This window comes from Sporofaciens sp. JLR.KK001 (genome assembly GCF_036941055.1).
Classification (GTDB): domain Bacteria; phylum Bacillota; class Clostridia; order Lachnospirales; family Lachnospiraceae; genus Sporofaciens.
Map to the genome: position 1 here is coordinate 4,809,355 of NZ_JAYMNO010000001.1, position 20,688 is coordinate 4,830,042.

The window sequence follows — 20,688 nt, forward strand, 5'->3', positions numbered from 1 at the left end:
TCTCTGATTGAAAATGGCAAGTGCCTGTTAAAGTTCCATATCCTGTTGTTTGTGTTTCTTCTGTGCCGGGGCGGTTCTTTGTGCTTTTTTCTCGTCCGCCTTATCCTGCAAGACTTCTTTGATGGGCTGCTTCTTGGGCGGCTCTTTGCTTTCCTCTGTGCCGGGTGTGGCTTTCCGTACCCAGTAGCGGATGTCTCGCAGCTTTTTCAAATCAGCCTGCACCTCGGTCAGCGGTACTTCCTGCTCTGCGATTTCTTCCAGAAGCGTTTCCTGCTCCTGTTGCAGTTCCTTTTGGGTGCTGTCCTTATCATCCGGGTACTTGGCAAGGTAGGTGGCGGCTTTCTCATACCGGGCAACCTCCGGGTGTTCCTGTTTGAATTTCTCCTTTGTTTTCTTAAAAAACATCTTCCGGTACTTCTCATAAACAGGCTTGCATTCCTTGCAGTCTGTCCGGCTGGAAAGAATCCCGTCAATCACTTTGCTTCGGGCTTCCTTTGGCTTCATCTGATTGCGGTAATCTGCGGCTGATTTCCCGGAAGATTCCAGAAATGCTTCTAAGTCCTCCACAGTGGAAAGCCCCTTTTGCCGGAGATAGGACAGGGCTTCGCTGACTGCCTTTAAGTCCTGTGAAGTCCCCCGGTTCTGTCCAGCCCTTGTCCAGTCCTTCCGTTCTTCCTTGCGTATCTCCATATACTTCATCAGCAGATTGGGAAGAAGTGTCGCTTCCTCCGCCGCTTTTTGTGCAAGCAGCTCTTTCCGTTTTTCGCCCAGCTCGGTAATCCAGCCTTTGAGGTTTTGGATAAGCTGCCGGATGGACTTCATCAGACTGTTGGCGGCTCTGATTTCCCGGTTCAGGTTGCCGATATTCGTCTGGATACCACGCTTTTCCATCTGCCGGACAGCAGCCCCCTCATGGACAGTAGGGACAACATCAAGCCCCTGTCTGGCATAGGAACGCAAGTCCACACGCTCCGGGCGGTCATTGGCTTCCAGATAGCGGTTCTGGATGACCTCCCATTCATGCCGCCAGATTTCACAATACTTCTGGTCGTTCCAGTCAACCGTATCTTCTTTATGGCTTTTCCACCTGCCGGACGGCAGCTTTATCCGTTCCCCGTTTTCATCAAGGTCATAAACCTTGCGGCTCTTGGGAAGCCATTTTCCATGTTCGTCCATTGCCCTCATAGTGAGCAGGACATGGGCGTGGGGATTATGTCCCGGCGGATGGGGGTCATGGATAGCAAAATCAGCAATCATGCCTTTGGAAACAAACTGCTTCTGGCAAAACTCCCGGACAAGGACAGCGTACTGGTCTGGCGGTATTTCTCTGGGGATGGTAAGCACCCACCGCCTTGCAAGCTGGGAGTTCCATTGCTTCTCCACCGCTTCGGCGGCGTTCCATAAGGTATTGCGGTCTGCATATTCCTGTGGGGCATTTGCCGGGAGCAGGATTTCATTGTGGACGATACCACGCTTTTCTGGGTAGTGCTTCACTTGCTGGTCGTATTCACAGAACAGCTTTTCGCCACTCTGGTAAGCAGCGGCGGCAACCGCAGACTGTCGCTGGCTGCGCTGAACAATCGTGATTTCGTTGTGTGGACAGGGCATTTCGTGTCCCTCCTTTCGGTAATTGGTGGATGGGGTGGCGTTTTACCACCTCATTTGGGGCAGAGGGCAGAAAAAAAGCAGGAGACCTTTTCAGATTTCCTGCTCGGTGTGCCGCTGTGTGGGCGGCGGGTATTTAGTTGTAAAAGTTCGGGGCAAGTTGACCCGATGTATAAGAAATAATAAACCAGAAGTTTACAAGCTAAATTTGTTACAACAAAAATGTAAATACTCTTTAACCGATATTTCTTTGCTATTCAAAATTCCAATAGCAACAAATATAACTTCTGCAACTGTAAGATAGCAGTCTTTCAAATCAAAAATAAAAAGGGTAGGTATCTGCAAAAAATCTAAACTTCCACCCCAAAACAGCTTATCAATCAAGCTACATAAACATCCCGATATGCCACAAATCATTATTATTTTTACCCAAAAACTTATATGTGCTCTTTTTGCCTGATATAGCATATATCCTGAAAAAAAGAGGAACAAAACAAACACATTCAATAAAATGGTAACAAACGGACTTGATAATAATTCGAAGAAATTTCCAGCATAAGATAAACGAGTATTTAGTTCTGGATTAAATCTTAAAACTTTGGCTATTATATCAAATTCGCATTTCATAAATACTTTTGAAATTACTATTTTAACCGTCTGGTCAATTAAAACCAATAATGCCACAGGTATAATAAACGGCTTAAACTTTTCCATCAGTAACACTTCCTCTCAAATTATTATTTTATTATTTCTTCTTTTTCGATTTAGGGGTAGGCAATTCCTCATACATAGCATTAAACAATCCTGTCAAAAACTCTTTATTATCAACTTCATCTACCAACAACATTTCTTTTGCTCCCTCGTAAGGTAACTCATACGAAATCGTTGGCATATAACTTATTGCTGATTTTACTGGTTTAACAAGTAATCTATCATCATAGATACCGCCTACAATCTTACCACGATAATAAATGACAAATTCGCCCATCATAGCTCGATAGGTAATTTCATTCAAGCCAGATAACTGACCTAAAATAAATTCTAAATATTCTTTGCTGGATGCCATAACTTTACCTCAATTTCTAAATTTATTACTGACTTCATTATACTTTATTGCTTATCGAAAAGATAGCATATTTTATGAAACTCAGCTCTGACGCTTAAATTTATACTTACACTTCAATCTTCCGCGCTTTTTGGGAAAATCAGCCTTTTCTTCTACTGGAACCATCTCCATGATGTCAGAAAAATCGCATTCCAAAGCATTGAAGATCTTCACCCAAACATCTGTCGTGATATTGGCATTCTTGCCAAGCTTCGCCAGTGAAGCTGTACTGATCTCACTTTCCTCCTTCGGTTTTGTACGATTCCACTCATATCATTTTTAATGTTCTATTAACACTTGATTAAGGTAACAACACTTTATTTTATAATCCACTTTCCCTTTTGACTGCTTCCTTCCCTTTCAATCACACCAGACAAACGCATTTTCCGCATATGATATTTAATCGTATCATGTTTTTCACCAAGCATTTCTGCAATCTGGCTTTGGGATAATGCTGGATTATCTTTGATAACTTTTATAATCCGCATAGGAATCGAATTTCCAATATTCTGAAAACCAACTTGGGTAGTACCTTGGGTAACAGCTTGGGTAGTATCTTGGGTAGTGTCAGTCATCAAACCTTTAAACGTCACCATAATGTCCTCTTTTTTCACCATATACTCTGGCATGGGATTCCCGGCCTGCGCACAGCTGTCCTTAATTTTCTCAATTCCCCGACCCCATGCTTCGATAAAGCCTGCACGAAAGAAAGTATTCGCAATGAGCGGATTATATGGTCTGGAACGATGACTTCCCATCAAATCATCAACTGTCCAGTCATCAGGAAACACGCAATCGTTTGCAATCATGATTTTATCCGCATATACCCTGATTTGAATCGGTATCAAAGTTCCATAGAATTTGTGGGCGATGGCATTAAAAACGGCTTCTCTAATCGCCTCCTTTGGAAAAGGATAAGTTTCTACCCTTGTAACTCCCTGATAAGAGATTTCTGCTTTCAGGTATTTGGTAAAAATCAAATCCACAACTCTATCAGCCTGTGAAATCAGTGACCCATGTATTTCATCCTGGTACCGCAATTCTGAATCTGTTTCAAAATAGCCAATTTTTACATAAGAACCTGGTATCCATTTCTCCGGATTATGATGAAATAGTAAAATCGCCGCCCGCTTGAGCATACCATGGTCAAGCAGATTTAAACTATCCAGCAATTGCTCATTGGAAGAATCGACATCTTTTTTGTCCATTCTTTTGCTAAGAACGGCCTGTTCACGAAAAATATCAAAACTATCATTCCGCAAATCCCTTACTGCAACATCCTGTATGGGAACACTATCCCAGGTAATGCCAGTCTTTTTTAAGAGGAACTGATTCAATGCCTGTCCTTTAAGCAACTGTTTTGTGCTTCCGCTCCGATAATGATACTCTCCCCTGTAATTCACAGGATAAGTATTTGAACTGACACAAATTTCAATGTATTCTTTTCCGTCTTCAGATAACAAATTCACATCTACGATAATTCCCAGAATATCCCTTACTTTATTGGGAATATCTTCCATAAGCTTCTTACTGTCTTGGATACCAATGACAGTACCATCATCATTTGTGCCGACATAAATCTTTCCACCCTGCGCATTGGCAAAACCGCATATCCATTTGAGATATTCATCCCGCCATGATTCTTTCCATTCAATATTCTGACTCTCTGCCATGAAAGCACCTCCAAGTCAAATTGGGTAGATAACATCTACCCAATTCATATCATAACAAAATCTTCTACAAAATACTATATCCTCATAAAATCTATTTTAATTTTCTGATTGTCATGTCAAGGCTCTTTCGAAAATGGTGTAGTAGTGGTGTAGTAAGTACCTTATTGAAGCGTGAAATCATTGATTCTACAGGCTTTTCCGGAACATTTCAAGATACTGCCGTGGCAGACAAAAAGTATTTTAATCATTTTTCTATAACTCCTTACATATCCTGTATTTCTTCTCAAATGCTTGATTTTGCTGGGTTTTCAGACTATTCCGAAATTCTATGTTTCCAAAGCATTTTCTCAAATCGTTTCATACTTTCTCATATTTGTCCCTGCAAAATTGGTAAATACGTTGGTAAAGTAAGCGGCTTTACCAATGGGCTTTTTTAAGAGTTCGCCACTCGTTGCAGTTCTTCCTTCGCATCATCGAAATTCACATGGGTGTAGGTGTTCAATGTTACACTGATATCCGCATGACCCATGATATACTGTAAGGTCTTCGGATTCATTCCCGGCTTCGCCATATTGGAGCAAAAGGTATGCCTGCATACATGAGGGGTTACTTTTGGCATCTGGATGCGGTAAATCTTATTGTATTTCTCAATGATATGCTCCAGATACTTCTCCCAGTGAAGGGCAACTTTTGGCATATCATTCTTATCCAGACACAGAAAACGAATATAACCATCTACCATAGGCTCAATAATGACTGTCTTATATCCGGCAACCGTGTTGTGCCGGACTCCTGTTTTCAGAGATACATACTTCTCCACCAACTCCAGCACCGTGTAATTGCCGCCATTCGTTACGATGTGGTCAAACAAATCTGCTTCAATCTGCTTTTCTTTCTCTCTCAATGAAAGTTCCCGCTTCTTACCTTTCGGCATTGGATCATTCTTATCCAAACGCCAACTGTAAACATTTTTCTCTTTTCCGTCCTCGTCAATATAACGGAACCGATACCTCCCATCTGTGCGCTGATACTCGCCCTCACGTAAAATACGATTACGGTTATCTCTTCTTTTCTCACTCATCAAACCTCTCCTTTCAAAAAAGGAGAGTCAGACTTGCAAAATTATCATATCACAAATTTGACTCTCCGTACAGCTTTATCATGGGATACAGGCAATCTGCTGTTCTCTTTTTCAGATATTCTTATATAGCAGTTGCGTGGTCCAGATACCGTTCAAATCTCTCACGCTTAATCAGAACCCTGTTTCCATTCATCACATAGAAATCTTCATTGGGATGTGTGTCAATGAGCATTCGCAGCTTTCCTTCCCCGATATGATAATATCCGGCTGCTTCTTCAATAGGCAGCGTATACCTGCGCCAGACCGGAATATCTGAATATCTTTTTTCATCAACATTTATTTTTTTATTCGCCATAGGCAGTTGTCCTCCATAACTGTCGTTGTCGCAGCAGTCGCCAAATGGATATGCAAGACAGCTTTTCGCCACTCTGATAGGCAGCGGCAGAAACGGCGGATTCGTTTTCGCCCCGTTTGATGATTGTGATTTTACAATGCGGGCAAGGCAAGTGTGTCCTCCTTTCTCCCGGATTCCGGGCAAAAAAATAGCAGGATACCTTTTCAGATTTCCTGCTTGGATGTGCCGCTGATGGGCGGCGAGATATTCAGTTTTTTGATGGACTATCATTTTATCCTTTTCCCTCATGTTATGAACTTTCATAAAGGCAGAAAGAATACATATTTTGAGGTTTTACGATAAATGTGTATACAGTTCTGTAAATTCTTTTTCCGAAAGTTTTAACTCCGTTTTTACCGTTCTTGCTGTCTGGGCTTTTTGTCAGGATAGAGCTTCCCGGCGACAACGGCGGCATGGCTCTTTATCTTGATTTCCCTCTCCTGCTCGCTGCGCTTTGCGTTCCGGTAGCCTTCATCGGAGAGGAAGATGCGGAACCGCTCCCCCTTAAAACCGACAAAGCACTGCTTCTGTACTTCCAGCGTAATCATGTGCCGGGTTTCCGGGTGGAACCGTTCCTTTCCTGACAGGTCATGCCCCTGCAAAATCGGCTCCTGTGCTTTTGCCGCCGCAAGCCGCTGGCAAATGGAATTGTCACGTTCTGCAAGGAACCGTGCTTTTGTGGCGGCGACAAACTGGCTGCACTCCGGCTCCGGTATCTTTTCCAGTTTTCGGATAGCGTTCTCCACGATTGCCTTTGTCAGTAAGTCCTTTATCACCGGCACGATTTCTTTCATGCCCACAAGTGTTTCCTCCTACCACGATATTTTCAAGGCGGCGTCAGACGAACGGAATTTTGACCATACCCTGCACTGCTGTTATGAAGAACTTATGGCCGGCAGGCATGTAAAGGAGCATGCCTCTTATTATGATAAGTTCTTCTTGATCCATAAAACTCCTATAAGAGGCATCAGGGTGGATTACAATGAGGAAGCCATTAGCAAGCATAAAAGGAACCATATCGGCTGGTTCGTGCTTGTAAGTAATCACATTAAGGATACGACAAAAGCTCTTGAGGTGTACCGGAGCAAGGATGCTGTTGAGAAATGTTTCGATGATCTCAAAAATGATCTTGATATGAAACGTTTGCGTATCCATTCAGCGGCAGCTATGGAAGGCAGAATCTTCATACAGTTTATTGCACTTCTGATCACAACTCGTCTAAAGCAGGTGATGAATGAAGCCGGATGGTATAAAAATCATGATCTTCAAAAAGTAATAAGTGAAATGAAAACTGTCCGTAGTGTCAGTATAAATGGAACACGAAAAAAATACACAACGGAACTTACGCCATTTCAAAAAGATATATATGAGTTATATGGGCTGACACCTTAAACATGTGTATAATTTGAACGGGATTTTAGGATAAATACTGTTATTCCATACATGGAAATTGCCGTGCCAATGAAAAACAGCAAAACAGAGCGCATCCTTGATGATTTTTTTATCCGCATCCTCTTTTGAACCACACCAATCACCATGTTCCAATGCAGGCCAAGATGTATATTCATCAGCAAAAATCCCCAGTAAGAACCTAAGATATGCAGCCGTCTTGCCAGTGCCATTCCTCCTTCTATCGGTAAAAATGCAAATACATATCTTGACAAAACAATACTGCTGTATATGAGGGCAATCATTGAAAACAATGTCAGTATATCTATGCAGACCTGAAAAATACGCATGGGAGAATATTTACCCTGAAATAGATTTTTATGCCATCTCCAATTTAATATATGGTGGACGGCAAACAGAACAAATATCCCAGCTCCCGCCCATCCGTGAGCTGCATCGCCCCAGAATTGATAGCCCATCAGGAACAGCAGAGCCACCGTCATAGCCGCGTCAACAGCCCATTTCCATTTTCCGTTCATATTTCCATCCACCACCTCTCTTATTTCAAACAGCCGTAGGAAACATCATCCACTGCTTCCAGCCACTCATTAGAAATCTCTGCACCGGGGACTTCAACCGCCAGATGGGAAAACCAGCTATCCGGCGCAGCGCCATGCCAATGTTTCGCTCCAACCGGAATATTGACTACATCTCCGGGATTTAATTCCTGTGCCTCTTTGCCCCATTCCTGATAATAGCCGCGACCGCCTACGCAGATCAGAATCTGCCCGCCGCCGGAAGCGGCATGATGGATGTGCCAGTTGTTCCGGCATCCCGGTTCAAACGTAACATTAAAAATCCCCATTTGTTCCGTGGAAAGCGGCGCAAGGTAACTCTGCCCGGTGAAATACTGCGCAAAGCCGCTGTTCGGTTCTCCAACCGGGAACAGCATGTTCCTTTCATGGGTTTCCCGCTCGTTCCCTTCCAGTGATTCTTCCATCCAGACATCCTTCGCCATCTTAAAAGCAGCCCATGCTTTCGGCCATCCTGCGTAAAACGCTGCGTGAGTTAAAATCTCCGCAATTTCCTCTTTTGTAATCCCGTTATTCTTTGCGCTCATCAGATGGTACTGAAAGGAAGAATCCACCAGCCCTTGCGACATTAAAGAGACCACCGTCACAAGGGAGCGGTCTCTCAGGGAAAGTTTTTCCTCCCTGTTCCACACCTCTCCAAATAATACATCATCATTTAACTGTGCGAATTTAGGGGCAAAATCCCCAAGCTGATCTCTGCCTGCTGTTTGTTTTACCATTATCCTATCCTCCCTATTTTTCAAAACTGTCTGCCCATTTTTTCAATTCTTCCGCTTTCTGCTTTCCATTCAAAAGCTTTCCTTCCATAACTATTGCCATTGGAACGATTTCCCGCAGAGTTTCCGCTGTTTTCCCAAGCCCGCTGCCGCCGGAAGTAGCAAATGGCACAATGATTTTTTCACTGAAATCATACGCTCCAAGAAACGTCTTGATAATAGCCGGCGCTGTGTACCACCAAACCGGAAATCCCACAAAAATCACATCATGCCCTGCTATATCTGCCAGATAATCTGCCAACACTGGGCGGGAAAGCGGATCATTCCTCTCCAAGCTGCTTCGGCTCTCTTTATTTGTCCAGTCTAAATCTGCACGGGTGTATGGAGTTTCCGGTTTAATCTCGTACAAATCCGCGCCGCAAACCGCCGCCAATTCTTTTGCAGCTTTTGCCGTTACACCGCTTGCGCTGAAATATGCTACCATTTTTTTACTCATATCGCACCTCCTGCTATATTTTCTGATTTCCTGCAGACCATACATGGCTCTCTTTCGCAGAAGCCTGCGTATTCTGCGCCATAACGCCCACCAGCTTATGCGGAACATAAGGCTCCTCCAAATAGGAAAGCTCCTCCGCTGACAATTCCAGTTCTGTCGCTTTTGCCGCTCCTTCAATATGATGGAGCTTCGTTGCTCCCACTACCGGAGAGGTTACTTTGGTCAAAAGCCATGCAAGAGCAATCTCCGTCATAGAAACGCCTTTGTCCTCCGCAAGTTTCACCACTCTGTCAATAATCACGCTATCCTGCCCGGCGGCATCGTCATATTTCAGCCGTGCATAACTGTCCTCCTGCAAACGCTTAGAGGTTTCACCGGGGAGCCGCGAAAGCCTGCCTCCGGCCAGCGCACTGTACGGCGTCATGGCGATATTGTCCTCCCGGCAGAGCTTTGCCATTTCCCGTTCTTCTTCCCTGAAAATCAGATTGTAGTGCCCCTGTACGGATACAAACTTTGCAAATCCTTCATTTTCCGCCAGTGCATTTGCCTTTGCAAGCTGATAAGCAAAACAGTTAGAAATACCAATATAGCGGACTTTTCCAGCTTTTACCACGTTATTCAGACCTTCCATAATGTCATAGAGCGGCGTTTCATAATCCCACATGTGATAAATATATAAATCCACATAATCTATACCAAGATTGGCAAGGCTACGGTTTATCATCCGTTCAATGTGCTGCTGTCCGGTAATCCCGGCCCGGATGTCATCCTGAGTGCGGGGAAGAAATTTTGTCGCCACCACCACATCCTCACGTTTTGCATACTCCCAAAGCGCCCTGCCAAGATACTGCTCACTGGTTCCGCTTTGGTAAGCGATTGCCGTATCAAAGAAATTAACACCCAAGTCCAGCCCGCGTCGGATGATCTCACGAGAATGTTCCTCGTCAATCGTCCATGAGTGCTGACCGTTATTTGCGTCGCCAAATCCCATACACCCCATACAGATGCGGGAAACAGTCAAATCAGAATTTCCAAATTTTATATATTGCATTGCATCGCCTCCTACTCGTGTTCAATTCCATTTGTGTCAAGCCACTGGCTGATTTCCTCATTCAAGGTCGCCCCGCCAGAATAGTGAACTGACAATGCTTCTCCCATAACTGCATCAGGAACCAGTTTCGTAATCGCCGTCAGACTCTGCCCGAACCGTCCTCCGCCATGAGAACAGAACGGAATGATGGTCTTGCCTTCAAAATCATATTCTTCCAGAAAACACCCCCACCAATAAGGAATTTATGCGTTTCTTTCGCTACTCTCATTTTACTCTTACCACCGCATAATGTCTAATACTTATTCCGTCTTGCTTAACTATGCCTAAAAAGCATTATTCAGAATACCACCTATGCCGTAAGGGGAAACTGCCCCATGCCTACCACCTGCTCGCTGCCAGCTTCTTTGCGAAGTCCCTGTATATTTCTTCATCTGCCCATTTCGCATACTCTGTAATGTCGATCAGCTCTCTCAGGTCATAGATTTTAGAGTGCATCGCCTGTTCTACATTCTCTGGACTGTACTCGCCCAGTTCTGTCAGTTTTTCGGTCAGCTTCAGTCTGATCTCTTCCTGAAAGGTCTGCGACATTACTGGAATATAGAACGGCGGCACATATGGCACGTTCTTCTGCAATACAGCATCTTCATATTTGTAGCTTTTCTCAAAGTCAAGCACAAACCCCCGTATCAGGAGATTTGCTTCACTCTGGTTTTCTTCACTGATTAACCCTGTCAGTTCATCGAAAAACTGAACTAACTCACTCTTTGTAAAGCCCATCTTTACATACTCCTATCCAAAACCAAAGGCAGGATGTCGCCGTTCTTGCCCGTACTGTTTTCCTTTTATCCGTAACATGGACGGAACTCCTTTTTAACTTTATCTTCCCGTTTGCTGCCACGCTTCCGGCAATCTTCGGACCGTGCTGCACGGTAAGGACATTCCTGCCCTTGATTTTTGTTTCAGGCGCTCCCTTTACATGGACTTTAGGCTTTTCCTTTGTGTGGATCACCATTGGCTTGTCATCCACTTTCTTGATGTTCAAGCTGCCTCACCTCCGTTTTTGGCAAAAAAACAGCACCTAAACCGTATTGGCTTAGATGCTGTGATCTCTGCTATCCCTTATCCACTTTTTTTAACCTGTCATACAGTATTTCTTCTTCTCCTGTTGAAAGAGTTACTTTCTTCTTATAAAGCAAAGTCCATGATGCCTGATTCTTTGTGTAATCCATTTTATCCTGCGGGAAAAATGAACGGCAGAAATATCTTCCTTCCTCTACGTTCCCTGTCAGGAACAAAAAAATATTTCTTCCCTCTGCATTGTTTTTCATAATATAATCCGCTTTAATAACCGAATAAGCATTGAGTTCCTGTTGTACTTAAAAATCGTATCATTGCTGTCAATCATGCTTTCCAGAAGCGGGAACATATCTACCCTGTCCGCAATTCGGTAATACAGGTCGGACGACTGAATCTGTTCTGCCGTTATCCGGCGTTCCTTTATTGCATCAAATATTTTTCCCCTGTCATGGACTAACTCCGGTCTGTCTGTCAGATATTGAAGTCCCATTAAATGGAAACACTCTTTTTTGTCAAAATTTATCTGTAATGAAACAGATTTATTTTTTCTTCCCAGCACTAAATGGTATTCTTTATCCAGCAGTTTCCCAAAAGCCTCCACGCAGTCATACACATTGCGCATCAGACTTACCTCTTTCCCTTTTGGAACAGGAAAAGCCCTGCTTTCGCAGAGCTTTTCCTGACGTTTTCTTTCAACTGCATATACAGTCTAGCCAGAATGCGGTAAACGTCAAACCCATTCAAAGCTCGTAAGGCACTGCCCTCTGGCGCAACACCTTATGTCAATGCTTTGACTGACACTCAAGTTGCCCGTCGTTATTATTATATTACAACGGACATGAAAATATGTCAATCCGAACTTCCGGGAAAATGCACATCTTCCCTTTTCTTCTGCATTGCAATTTTCTCATGGATATTGGTATTATACAGGTTGTAGAGGTCTGTCCCTTTTTCAATAGTATTGTCAAAGGGGATTACCACGTTTCCGCACTTCATAAGTCCCATACCGCTTGACGTATTGGTTACAAAACGCAACTGCGCCTCCGATACGCCGATTACCTCTGCCATGCGCCCATGACCTTTTTTACAGCGTCGCATAATCCCCAGCTCTCATATTCACGGAGAATATCAAGGGGAATATTGTAACGTGTGCTTGCTTCATCAATCGTCATTCGTAAGCTCCTTTCCACAAATAATAAAAAATGTAGGTGTCCTCCTTGAACACCTACATTTTAATTTAATTTTAAGAAATGTCTAATACCTACATCAAATCTCTCTTAATGCCTAAAAAGCATTTTTAAGATACCTCATAAATTGGGAAGTAGCTGATCCAAGTGTCTGATTCTTTTTCCAGACTAAAACCGAACCTGTTTCTAATGTTGGAGCAAGCGGAATAAAACATAAATCCTCATAAAAAGCGGCACCAAGATCAAAACACAGCGCAACGCCAACTCCACGTTCTACCATAGACGCAGCGTTTAAAATCAAATTATAGGTAGCCGCAATTTGAAGTCCCTCGTAATAATCCCCAAACCAACTGGCCAGTTCACTTTTTACCAGTTCCCGTTTTACCATGATGAGAGGCACATTGGTTAAATCCTTAGGATTGATAGATTCCTTCACTGCCAATTCAGAATCTTTTCTTACCAATATGCCCCATTTTTCTTTCTGCGGCATACGGATAAATTCATACTTCCCAACATCCACAGGTTCCATAAGAAGCCCTATATCTAAAACCCCCTTTTCAATCCGTTCTTTAATATCATCTGCGATTGCACTGTGAATACTAAACTGCACAAGAGGATATTTCTGCCGGAATTTTTTGATCTGCTCCGAAAGAAAGAGCATATTTTTCGTTTCACCACAGCCGATTGCAATTTCACCTGACAGCACATCTTCCTTATGTGAAAGTTCCTGAACCGTCTTATCGGACAATGAAACGATTTCCTGTGCCCGACGCTTTAAGAGCATACCATCCTCGGTTAAAATGATACTGTGTTTGCTTCTGTGAAATAGTTTTACTCCTAATTCTGCTTCAAGCTGCATAAGCTGCCGGGAAAGTGTTGGCTGTGTAAGATGTAATAACGCTGCTGCCTTAGTAATGTTTTCTTCTCTGGCAACCATTAGAAAGTATTTCAAAACTCTAAATTCCATAATACTATGCCTCCTTCACTGAAACAATTATATTTGATTTTTAGAACAGATTCAACATATCAAGAGTGAAGAAATGCCTATTATGAAAAATTGAAACTCGACTTTTGTACCGTAGGTTATCAGAAATTTTCGATAACGTAGGCAAGTCTGCCAGTGCCGTATAATACATATCTGATGCATTTGTACATGAAAAATCATGCATGAGTTTTCCGATTGGTGTATCTCCACGATAAGCACCGTTTACATACAGTATATGTGAACCATCCTCAAATCTTTCCCCAGTTCCTAAAAAGCAGCGCTCAATCGGATAGAGGGCAGCCCTTTTCCTATCACATCATTTTCCGTGATGAATACTACCCATGTTTCTGGAAGATTGTCAAAATCATCACCTTTCTCCAAAAGAGCCGCGTCCATCATGCTGGAATTATACCTTGCTCTTTTTCTCCCGGCTCCTTTATCGGCTCGTTGGATTTCAACATTTATTTTAGCACCGGTACTGTCAGTAGCAAGAATATCAAACCGTACTGAACGATTCAACAAATTCTCCACAAATACCTGGGTGCGGATGTCCAGCACCTATTCTGCGTTTTACCAGCGCAAAGCGTCATGATTCGGTCAATTTCCTTGTCACTTTCCATGAACTGGAAAAACATATGCCGGCTGTTTCCACCTCGAATATGTGCCTGGATTCTGCAATGGACAATTACCCCACCTACCGGATCCTCAATGATTACGGACTGCACCGTATGTTCATACACACAAAGGAGCATTATTCTTTCATGACGTGCAAGCGCATGGGAATAACGTCCAGTTCCCGCACCGATTTCAATTACAAGATTCTCTGGACGTATGTATTTTTCTATATAACGCAAAGTGGTAAGAAACTCAACTGTTCCATGTTTTAATGTCAAACGGCTGTCTGTGTATAAAGAAATGCGTCCACAACTGTTCTATTTTTTCATCAGAAAAGCGTTTTTTATTGGTTTTGCAGGAACACCGCCCACAATGGTATAGGGCGGCACATCCGCGTCCTCCAGTTCAGCAGATCCTATCATGGCCGCCGTCGTTTTCCCCATTTCTTTGATTATGTTTGAAAAAATGCTATATAATATAAATATATATCAAAATGAATCTATATAATGTATTATTAACTCCTCCATTAAGGTCGATATAAAGTTAACTTTATATCTTTCAAGCTTTCAGAAGATATTTAGTTTTTAGTGAAAAATAATCGCATTTGAAGTGTTTTAGATATACAGGCGCATGAAATGCGGAGCAAACATCAATCTGCCGTTCAAACCGGCAAGAAGAAAGGAGGTGGAATTGGTGAGAATTCAACATAATATTACATCCTTGAATGTCCACAGGAATCTGACTGGGAATAACCGTTCGGTAGCCCGGGATCTGGAGAAGCTCAGTTCCGGCTATAAGATCAACCGTGCAGGGGACGACGCGGCAGGTCTTGCCATTTCCGAAAAGATGCGGGCTCAGATTACCGGTTTGGAGCAGGCCTGGCAGAATGCAGACGACGGCATATCCCTTGTACAGACGGCAGAGGGCGCCATGACTGAGGTTCATACCATGCTCAACCGCATGATGGAGCTCTCCGTACAGTCTGCCAACGGAACGTATACTGAGAAAGAACGCATTATGATGAATCAGGAGGTGCAGAAGTTAAAAACCGAGATCACAAGAGTCGGGAACACCACATCCTTTAACAGTATTCATCTCTTTCCGGACGGAAGCATATTCAGCACAAAAGAAGCTTCCGTGACTACTTACAATCTTACTTTGGATCTGAAGAACGGTACTGTTCAGATAGACAAATCAGGCGCCGCTTCTGCAAGCGGTGCAGGCGGAGTGTCAAGAGCCGCTAATAACCTTGCCGATAAGATAGCTGAAGAATATTTCCCGAATGCTGTCAGACAGATCCTGGATAAATTTCCATCGCTTAAGATGGCACTAGCCGGGGATACCGTGGGAATGGAGCTTCAGATTGGGAATATCGACGGTTCAGGCGGAATGCTTGCGTATGCCAAGTTCTCATTTCGTGCCACCGGTAAAGCGGGAAATATGCTGATCATGCTAGATTCCTCTGATTTTTCAGATGCATCTATAACAGGTGCTGCTGAAAAGGAATTAGAATCTACGCTTGCACACGAGATCATGCATTCGGTAATGCAGTACACCATGACCGATCAGATGAGCGGGCGCGGCGGATCTGAGAGATTCCCGGAATGGTTCTCGGAAGGAACCGCGCAGCTTGCAGGCGGCGGATTCCCCACACACTGGAATGATACGCTTCTAAACATTGCCAATACCCTTAGCAGTGCAAGTGATACTTCAAAAGATACGGAAATTGCGAATTATCTAAGATCGTATAGTGTGGCTGGACGTCCTTACGGACACGGTTATCTTGCAAGCGCCTATATCGGATATCTAGCAGGCGGCGCAGGTGCTGTCGACGGAACAACTATTGCGAACGGAATGAATAAGGTGTTTCAAGAGATCACACAGAATAAGGCCAGTTTATTCGGTGCAATATCCACGGCTACAGGCGGAAAGATTACCAGCCAGGGCGGTTTGGAATCCCTATTCAGCAGTGGAAATTCAGATTTGGTATCATTCGTGCGTCAGCTTGCATATAATTCCAAAAGCGGTTCCGGTTCTGTGATTGCAAACAGCCTCGGTGATGCTGATATCATCGGCAGCACTGTAACGGGCGACCAGGAATTTTACTTAACGGACAATCCAACCAAGCCTACCGGTAAGGGAATCGCAAGTACAAGGGGTATTCAGTTAATGGTCGGGTGTGATAACGAGAGTGCGAGCATCATCAACGTGGAACTCTTCCGGATGAATTCGGATTCCCTTGGACTGACCAGAACAAACGTACTGGATCAGGGCAGTTCCCGCGAAGCGATCAAGCAGGTGAACAATGCGATCGATGAACTCAGTTCTATACGGAGTTACTACGGTGCTCTTCAGAACCGGTTAGAGCACACGGTCTCTAACTTAAGCAACACGATAGAGAATCTGACTGCGGCGGAATCCCGCATCCGTGACACGGATATGGCGAAGTCCATGATGAGTTATGTGCGTAATTCGATTCTGGTCCAGAGCAGTCAGGCCATGCTTGCTCAGGCTAATCAACAGCCTTCGTCCGTTCTTCAGCTACTGAGTGCATAAGCACGCATAATGTCTGCCAGAAGTTGGATTATTGAAATGAAAAGGAGATAATATATGGGTAGAATCAACAGATTTGTATGTCCTTCCTGCAATGCATCATGGCAGATTGCTCTCGGGCATGGTATCGGGCATGCCGTTTTAGAAGATGTATTGGAGTTGTTTCCGGCAGAGATCCGCCGGAACATTCTCTGCGATACAGCAGACGAGCAGATATCTTCTTTTGAGTTTAACTATCGTCCGGCAATATGTCAGCAGTGCAAAAAGATGGTGCCCGTTCCGGTTATTTATTTTCCTATGAGCGGGAAAACTTACTCCTCTTCTTGCCCGGACTGCAATGGCAGCCTGACTCTTCAGCCGGAAAAAGCCGAACTTATCTGTCCCCGCTGCGGGAACAGTGCTCTGTCCTCTGAGGAGATTGGGCTATGGGATTAACATGCTAACATTATTCACCATTATATACGCAATACTGTATTAGGAGGGCTTTCTAATCACGTGCAAAGTCATGGAGAATATGAGAAAAGAATCTTTATAAGAGGGCATAATTGAAAGCAGAGCGGACAGCATAAAACAAAACCGTAGGCCGGGAATCTAACAACAGGTTACCGGCCTCATTTTTTTACCCAAAATATAAATTTTCTGTGAACTTGTTTAATATGTAATCATGTTATTCCTTTACACCGCCAAGTGTAACACCTGCAATGATAAACTTGGAAAGACACAGGTATACGATAATAATCGGCACAATTGCCACCAGAATCATTGTATAGATCTTACCCATATCAAAGTTCATATAATCAGCGCCTCGAAGTGTCGCGATCAGAATCGGAACGGTCATCTTGTCTTTCGATTGAATAACCAGAGCCGGAACGAAGTAATTATTCCAACATCCTACAAAACTGAAAATCGCCTGCACCGCAACCGCCGGTTTCATAATCGGAAGTACAATCTGGTTAAAAGTCCTGAACTCTCCGCAGCCGTCAATTCTTGACGCTTCCACAAGTGACAGCGGAAGTGACGACTGCAGATAACTGTACATAAAATAGAACACAGCCGGAGACGCAATCGAAGGCAGGATCAACGGGAGCAGAGAGTCATACATTCCCATATTCGTGATCAACCGCAGGAATCCCATTGCAGTCACCTGTGTAGGCATTACAAGAATCGCCATAATAAATGTAAATGCAACCTTCTTTAGTTTAAAGTTATATGCATACAGACCATACGCCGTTAATGCTGAAAAATATGTACAAATTGCCGCAGAGCAGCCAGAAACGATCAGACTGTTTAAGATACCCCTCAACATCGGAAAGGTTCCGTCGTTGGCGACATTAGATAGATTTTTTAACAAATAGTTTCCTGGCAATGCAGAAAACCCTTTCTGCAGGTCTGCATGCGACCGTGTCGCGTTGATGAACAGGATATAGAAGAAAAACAAACACATGAATGACAGGATAATCAGTACAATATGCGCTACTATACTCCGTAAATGACTTGGTTGTTTTGATTTCATAAATCTATCCCCTCCTTTGCTGTTTTTTCGCTTTTTTCGCTGCTGCCTTCGAACCGTCCGGGTCATCATTATTCGTCATCCGATATACAAAGAAGCACAGAATACCGCTGACAATAAACAGATAGACAGACAACGCACCTGCCATACCATAATTTCTGCTCTTCAAATGGCTGTTCAAGAACATGATCAAAGTCATGGAGGTACGGTCCGGAGTACCCTGTCCATTCGTCAGGATCTGCGGCACATCAAACATCTGCAGGCCGCCAATGATCGCTGTGATCAGCGTATATGCAAGAATCGGCCGTATCTGCGGCAGCGTAATGTAGAAGAACCGCTGGAAACTGTTGCATCCGTCCAGTTCAGACGCCTCAAATACATCAGGACTGATTCCCATAATTGCAGCCATCAACATAATCGTCGAATTTCCAAACCACATCAGGAAATTCATAAACCCAACCAATGATCTTGTTCCCATCGCAGAACCCAGGAAATCAATGGGCTGACTGGTAAGCCCTATGGACATAAGAATAGAATTAACCGGTCCGTTCGTAGAGAACATCGTAAAAAATAACATCGCAAATGCAGACGCCATGATCAGGTTCGGCAGATAGATAACAACCTTAAAAAACTGTGTTCCGTGAATCTTTAACCTTGCATCTACGAACCACTCCGCAAGTACCAACGCGATCACAATCTGCGGGATAAATCCTATAATCCATAAGATCAGAGTATTTGCTGCATATTTCAGCATATCCGAACCCAGAAGGCTGATATAATTTCCCATTCCGACAAAATTCGGTCCGATCTCTTTAATTCCTGAACGGTAATATTCATAAAAACTATACCGAATGGTATCCACCAAAGGAATAAAGGAAAAAATGAAGAAACTTACAAAAAATGGAAGAATAAAAATATATCCCCATTTTGAATAGTCAACTTTTTTATGTTTTGATTTCATAAACTATCATTCCTTTCTGCTCCATATGACGCAGGGCAATCAATGCCCCGCAGTCATTTTTATCTATTCCGGCCATTGAATCTCGGTAATATCAGGATAACGCTCTATGATCGCCGTCTCAAAATTCTTTTTCGCCTTATCATAGTCAACCTTCCCCTGCAGATAATCACTGAACGAATTCTGGATTAATTCCACACATCCCTGGTCATATGCGGAAAGCGGAGCAATCTTGATATTTTCTGCAACCGGTACAAAGTATTCAAATGCATTCTGTCCTCCTAGGAATTCTGAAGCGAAAGAAGCATCTTTTGCCGCTTTTTTCATACCGCTTGTTGTATTCGTGAAATCCGAATATTTTTTTGAAATTTTCAGCAGATTATCTTTGTCTACCGTTACCGCAAGAATAATATCTTTTACGTGCTCCGGATTATCTGTACCCGTACATGCATGTACATAAGAACCGCCCCAGTTATATTCCTGCGGAGGATTGGTAACAGCCCATACGCCGTCTTCACCGTCCCAGTTTGGAGTCAAAGTAAAATCAATTCCCCATGCCGGGAACAGGAATGCGAATACGTTGGAAGCAGAACCCATCGCTTTATTCCAGTCATCGTTCCATTGGCCTTTTACATTCTTATCCAGATAACCTGCATCCAGCCACTCTTTCGAACTATTTACCCAATCCATGATTTTCTGGTCAACTTTAATCGTCGTTTCACCAGGATTTACCCATGATTCTTCAATGCTGTTACCATACAGGCGGAATGTATCTGCATAGGAAGCAAATGTATAATATCCTTTTGCTTTTAGCTCTTCTGCCGTTGCTTTTATCGTATCCCAGTCTTTTACTTTCTGACCGATTTCTTCCGGATCATCTGTTCCAAATACTTCTTTGGCGATATCACGGCGATATACTAACAGTCCCGGACAGCACTGCCATGTAGAGCCCCTCTGAACGCCGTCTACATCAGAAGCTGTAACTTTCGTAAAATCATACTGATCTGCCAGATCCTTATCAGGGTCAATTCCAAGATCCTTAAGCGGTATAGCCGCATCCGCATCTGCATCCGTATATTTGTTGACATAATCCGTCTCTGACAAAAAGATATCGACCTTGTCATCTGCTGCGGCGTCTGCCTGCTGCATCAGCGCCTCGTCAAGCTTTTGCTGATAGACGCCGTCCTGATTGGGATTGATAATCCAGTGAATCTCTGTACCGTCGTTTAAAACAGTTACCGTGCCGTCCTTAGAAGTTTTCTTTACTTCCGGATAAACTGCCTCCACACGTTTACGAAATTCGTCATTCCAGCTATAAATATTAATAACCTTTCCTTCCTCGCCACCGCTTCCAGAATCAGAACCCGACGACTTCCCGCAGCCTGCTGCCAGACCTGCCGCCATCGCCGCAATTAACATGATACTGACTACTCTCTTTTTCATTGATAAAACCCTCCTTTTATATTTGTGAAGCATTTGCTTCACGTTTATTGATGGATGGATTATAATATATAATTTTTTTCAGTTATATTAGAGTTCTTACCAAAATATCAGATTCATGACACATTTTAAATTTTCAGCGAGACAATGGAGACTGCCTCGTTTATTTTAGGTCATGAATCTGATATTTTTCACATGTTTTTTATTTTTTTCATACGCGTTTTCCTCTATGATGTTCTCTATCTAAATATATAAATGAA

At 43.4% G+C, this 20,688-nt stretch carries 24 protein-coding genes and 3 pseudogenes; 3 read left to right on the plus strand and 24 right to left on the minus strand.

What is annotated here, in order from left to right; translation table 11 throughout:
• Positions 1-27 precede the first annotated feature (27 nt).
• The 8 genes from mobQ to VSQ62_RS24485 form a co-directional block, all read right to left on the minus strand.
• Positions 28-1,608, minus strand: coding sequence for a MobQ family relaxase (mobQ, locus tag VSQ62_RS24450; RefSeq protein ID WP_016218016.1), 1,581 nt, complete (start codon positions 1,606-1,608; stop codon positions 28-30).
• A gap of 192 nt (positions 1,609-1,800) precedes the next feature.
• A complete protein-coding gene (locus VSQ62_RS24455; RefSeq protein ID WP_016218015.1) occupies positions 1,801-2,319 on the minus strand; it encodes a signal peptidase II in 519 nt (172 codons plus the stop codon).
• A 31-nt stretch (positions 2,320-2,350) separates the two neighbouring features.
• On the minus strand, positions 2,351-2,671 hold the full coding sequence (locus VSQ62_RS24460; RefSeq protein WP_016218014.1) for a TfoX/Sxy family protein: 321 nt from the start codon (positions 2,669-2,671) through the stop codon (positions 2,351-2,353).
• Between the two features lie 81 nt (positions 2,672-2,752).
• Positions 2,753-2,944 carry a helix-turn-helix domain-containing protein gene (locus VSQ62_RS24465; RefSeq protein ID WP_502957828.1) on the minus strand — a complete coding sequence of 64 codons (192 nt, stop codon included), beginning with the start codon at positions 2,942-2,944 and terminating at the stop codon, positions 2,753-2,755.
• Positions 2,945-3,027: 83 nt separating this feature from the next.
• Positions 3,028-4,383 (minus strand): ATP-binding protein, encoded by a 1,356-nt coding sequence (locus tag VSQ62_RS24470; protein ID WP_334637353.1) that lies wholly within the window; start codon positions 4,381-4,383, stop codon positions 3,028-3,030.
• Positions 4,384-4,816: 433 nt separating this feature from the next.
• The gene (locus VSQ62_RS24475) at positions 4,817-5,464 is read right to left on the minus strand and encodes a site-specific integrase (protein WP_334637355.1); all 648 of its coding nucleotides are present in this window, start codon (positions 5,462-5,464) and stop codon (positions 4,817-4,819) included.
• 121 nt (positions 5,465-5,585) lie between these two features.
• Entirely contained in the window at positions 5,586-5,819 is a 234-nt protein-coding gene (locus VSQ62_RS24480) for an excisionase (protein WP_334637357.1), read from the minus strand.
• Positions 5,820-6,211: 392 nt separating this feature from the next.
• Positions 6,212-6,652: a DUF5720 family protein gene (locus tag VSQ62_RS24485; protein WP_334637769.1), complete on the minus strand. Its 441-nt coding sequence runs from the start codon at positions 6,650-6,652 to the stop codon at positions 6,212-6,214.
• Here VSQ62_RS24485 and VSQ62_RS24490 point away from each other — a divergent pair.
• Complete coding sequence (locus tag VSQ62_RS24490) at positions 6,651-7,250, plus strand: IS1634 family transposase (protein WP_334637358.1); 600 nt, start codon at positions 6,651-6,653, stop codon at positions 7,248-7,250. The genes VSQ62_RS24485 and VSQ62_RS24490 overlap by 2 nt on opposite strands.
• Here VSQ62_RS24490 and VSQ62_RS24495 read toward each other — a convergent pair.
• From VSQ62_RS24495 to VSQ62_RS24555, 13 genes and pseudogenes are all read right to left on the minus strand, one after another.
• Entirely contained in the window at positions 7,247-7,786 is a 540-nt protein-coding gene (locus tag VSQ62_RS24495) for a DUF4405 domain-containing protein (protein WP_334637360.1), read from the minus strand. The two genes, VSQ62_RS24490 and VSQ62_RS24495, sit on opposite strands and share 4 nt — an antisense overlap.
• A 20-nt stretch (positions 7,787-7,806) precedes the next feature.
• The gene (locus tag VSQ62_RS24500) at positions 7,807-8,559 is read right to left on the minus strand and encodes a carboxymuconolactone decarboxylase family protein (RefSeq protein WP_334637361.1); all 753 of its coding nucleotides are present in this window, start codon (positions 8,557-8,559) and stop codon (positions 7,807-7,809) included.
• A gap of 13 nt (positions 8,560-8,572) precedes the next feature.
• Complete coding sequence (locus VSQ62_RS24505; protein WP_334637363.1) at positions 8,573-9,052, minus strand: flavodoxin; 480 nt, start codon at positions 9,050-9,052, stop codon at positions 8,573-8,575.
• Between the two features lie 13 nt (positions 9,053-9,065).
• Positions 9,066-10,103 (minus strand): aldo/keto reductase, encoded by a 1,038-nt coding sequence (locus tag VSQ62_RS24510; RefSeq protein ID WP_334637365.1) that lies wholly within the window; start codon positions 10,101-10,103, stop codon positions 9,066-9,068.
• An 11-nt stretch (positions 10,104-10,114) separates the two neighbouring features.
• Positions 10,115-10,345, minus strand: coding sequence for a flavodoxin (locus VSQ62_RS24515; RefSeq protein WP_334305693.1), 231 nt, complete (start codon positions 10,343-10,345; stop codon positions 10,115-10,117).
• 136 nt (positions 10,346-10,481) lie between these two features.
• A complete protein-coding gene (locus tag VSQ62_RS24520) occupies positions 10,482-10,880 on the minus strand; it encodes a hypothetical protein (protein ID WP_334637366.1) in 399 nt (132 codons plus the stop codon).
• Complete coding sequence (locus VSQ62_RS24525) at positions 10,861-11,145, minus strand: hypothetical protein (protein WP_286082703.1); 285 nt, start codon at positions 11,143-11,145, stop codon at positions 10,861-10,863. The genes VSQ62_RS24520 and VSQ62_RS24525 overlap by 20 nt, the downstream gene beginning before the upstream one ends.
• A gap of 70 nt (positions 11,146-11,215) precedes the next feature.
• Complete coding sequence (locus VSQ62_RS24530; RefSeq protein WP_286082704.1) at positions 11,216-11,431, minus strand: PBECR4 domain-containing protein; 216 nt, start codon at positions 11,429-11,431, stop codon at positions 11,216-11,218.
• A complete protein-coding gene (locus VSQ62_RS24535) occupies positions 11,428-11,802 on the minus strand; it encodes a PBECR4 domain-containing protein (RefSeq protein WP_286082705.1) in 375 nt (124 codons plus the stop codon). Before VSQ62_RS24535 ends, VSQ62_RS24530 begins: the two co-directional genes overlap by 4 nt.
• 227 nt (positions 11,803-12,029) lie before the next feature.
• Positions 12,030-12,251: pseudogene (locus VSQ62_RS24540) on the minus strand (hypothetical protein); the annotation flags it as partial.
• A gap of 213 nt (positions 12,252-12,464) precedes the next feature.
• Positions 12,465-13,334 (minus strand): LysR family transcriptional regulator, encoded by an 870-nt coding sequence (locus VSQ62_RS24545; protein WP_334637368.1) that lies wholly within the window; start codon positions 13,332-13,334, stop codon positions 12,465-12,467.
• Positions 13,335-13,479: 145 nt separating this feature from the next.
• Positions 13,480-13,910 (minus strand): annotated as a pseudogene (locus VSQ62_RS24550) (PD-(D/E)XK nuclease family transposase); the annotation flags it as partial.
• 206 nt (positions 13,911-14,116) lie between these two features.
• Positions 14,117-14,269: pseudogene (locus VSQ62_RS24555) on the minus strand (SAM-dependent methyltransferase); the annotation flags it as partial.
• Between the two features lie 391 nt (positions 14,270-14,660).
• On the opposite strand from VSQ62_RS24555, the gene VSQ62_RS24560 reads away from it, so the two are divergent.
• Complete coding sequence (locus tag VSQ62_RS24560) at positions 14,661-16,523, plus strand: flagellin N-terminal helical domain-containing protein (RefSeq protein WP_334637369.1); 1,863 nt, start codon at positions 14,661-14,663, stop codon at positions 16,521-16,523.
• Between the two features lie 54 nt (positions 16,524-16,577).
• A complete protein-coding gene (locus VSQ62_RS24565) occupies positions 16,578-16,955 on the plus strand; it encodes a Trm112 family protein (RefSeq protein WP_334637370.1) in 378 nt (125 codons plus the stop codon).
• A 232-nt stretch (positions 16,956-17,187) separates the two neighbouring features.
• Here VSQ62_RS24565 and VSQ62_RS24570 read toward each other — a convergent pair whose 3' ends face one another.
• The 3 genes from VSQ62_RS24570 to VSQ62_RS24580 form a co-directional block, all read right to left on the minus strand.
• Positions 17,188-18,033, minus strand: coding sequence for a carbohydrate ABC transporter permease (locus VSQ62_RS24570; protein ID WP_016219438.1), 846 nt, complete (start codon positions 18,031-18,033; stop codon positions 17,188-17,190).
• 4 nt (positions 18,034-18,037) lie between these two features.
• The gene (locus VSQ62_RS24575) at positions 18,038-18,991 is read right to left on the minus strand and encodes a carbohydrate ABC transporter permease (RefSeq protein WP_334637371.1); all 954 of its coding nucleotides are present in this window, start codon (positions 18,989-18,991) and stop codon (positions 18,038-18,040) included.
• A 63-nt stretch (positions 18,992-19,054) separates the two neighbouring features.
• Positions 19,055-20,431, minus strand: coding sequence for a hypothetical protein (locus VSQ62_RS24580; RefSeq protein ID WP_016219436.1), 1,377 nt, complete (start codon positions 20,429-20,431; stop codon positions 19,055-19,057).
• Positions 20,432-20,688: the final 257 nt, after the last annotated feature.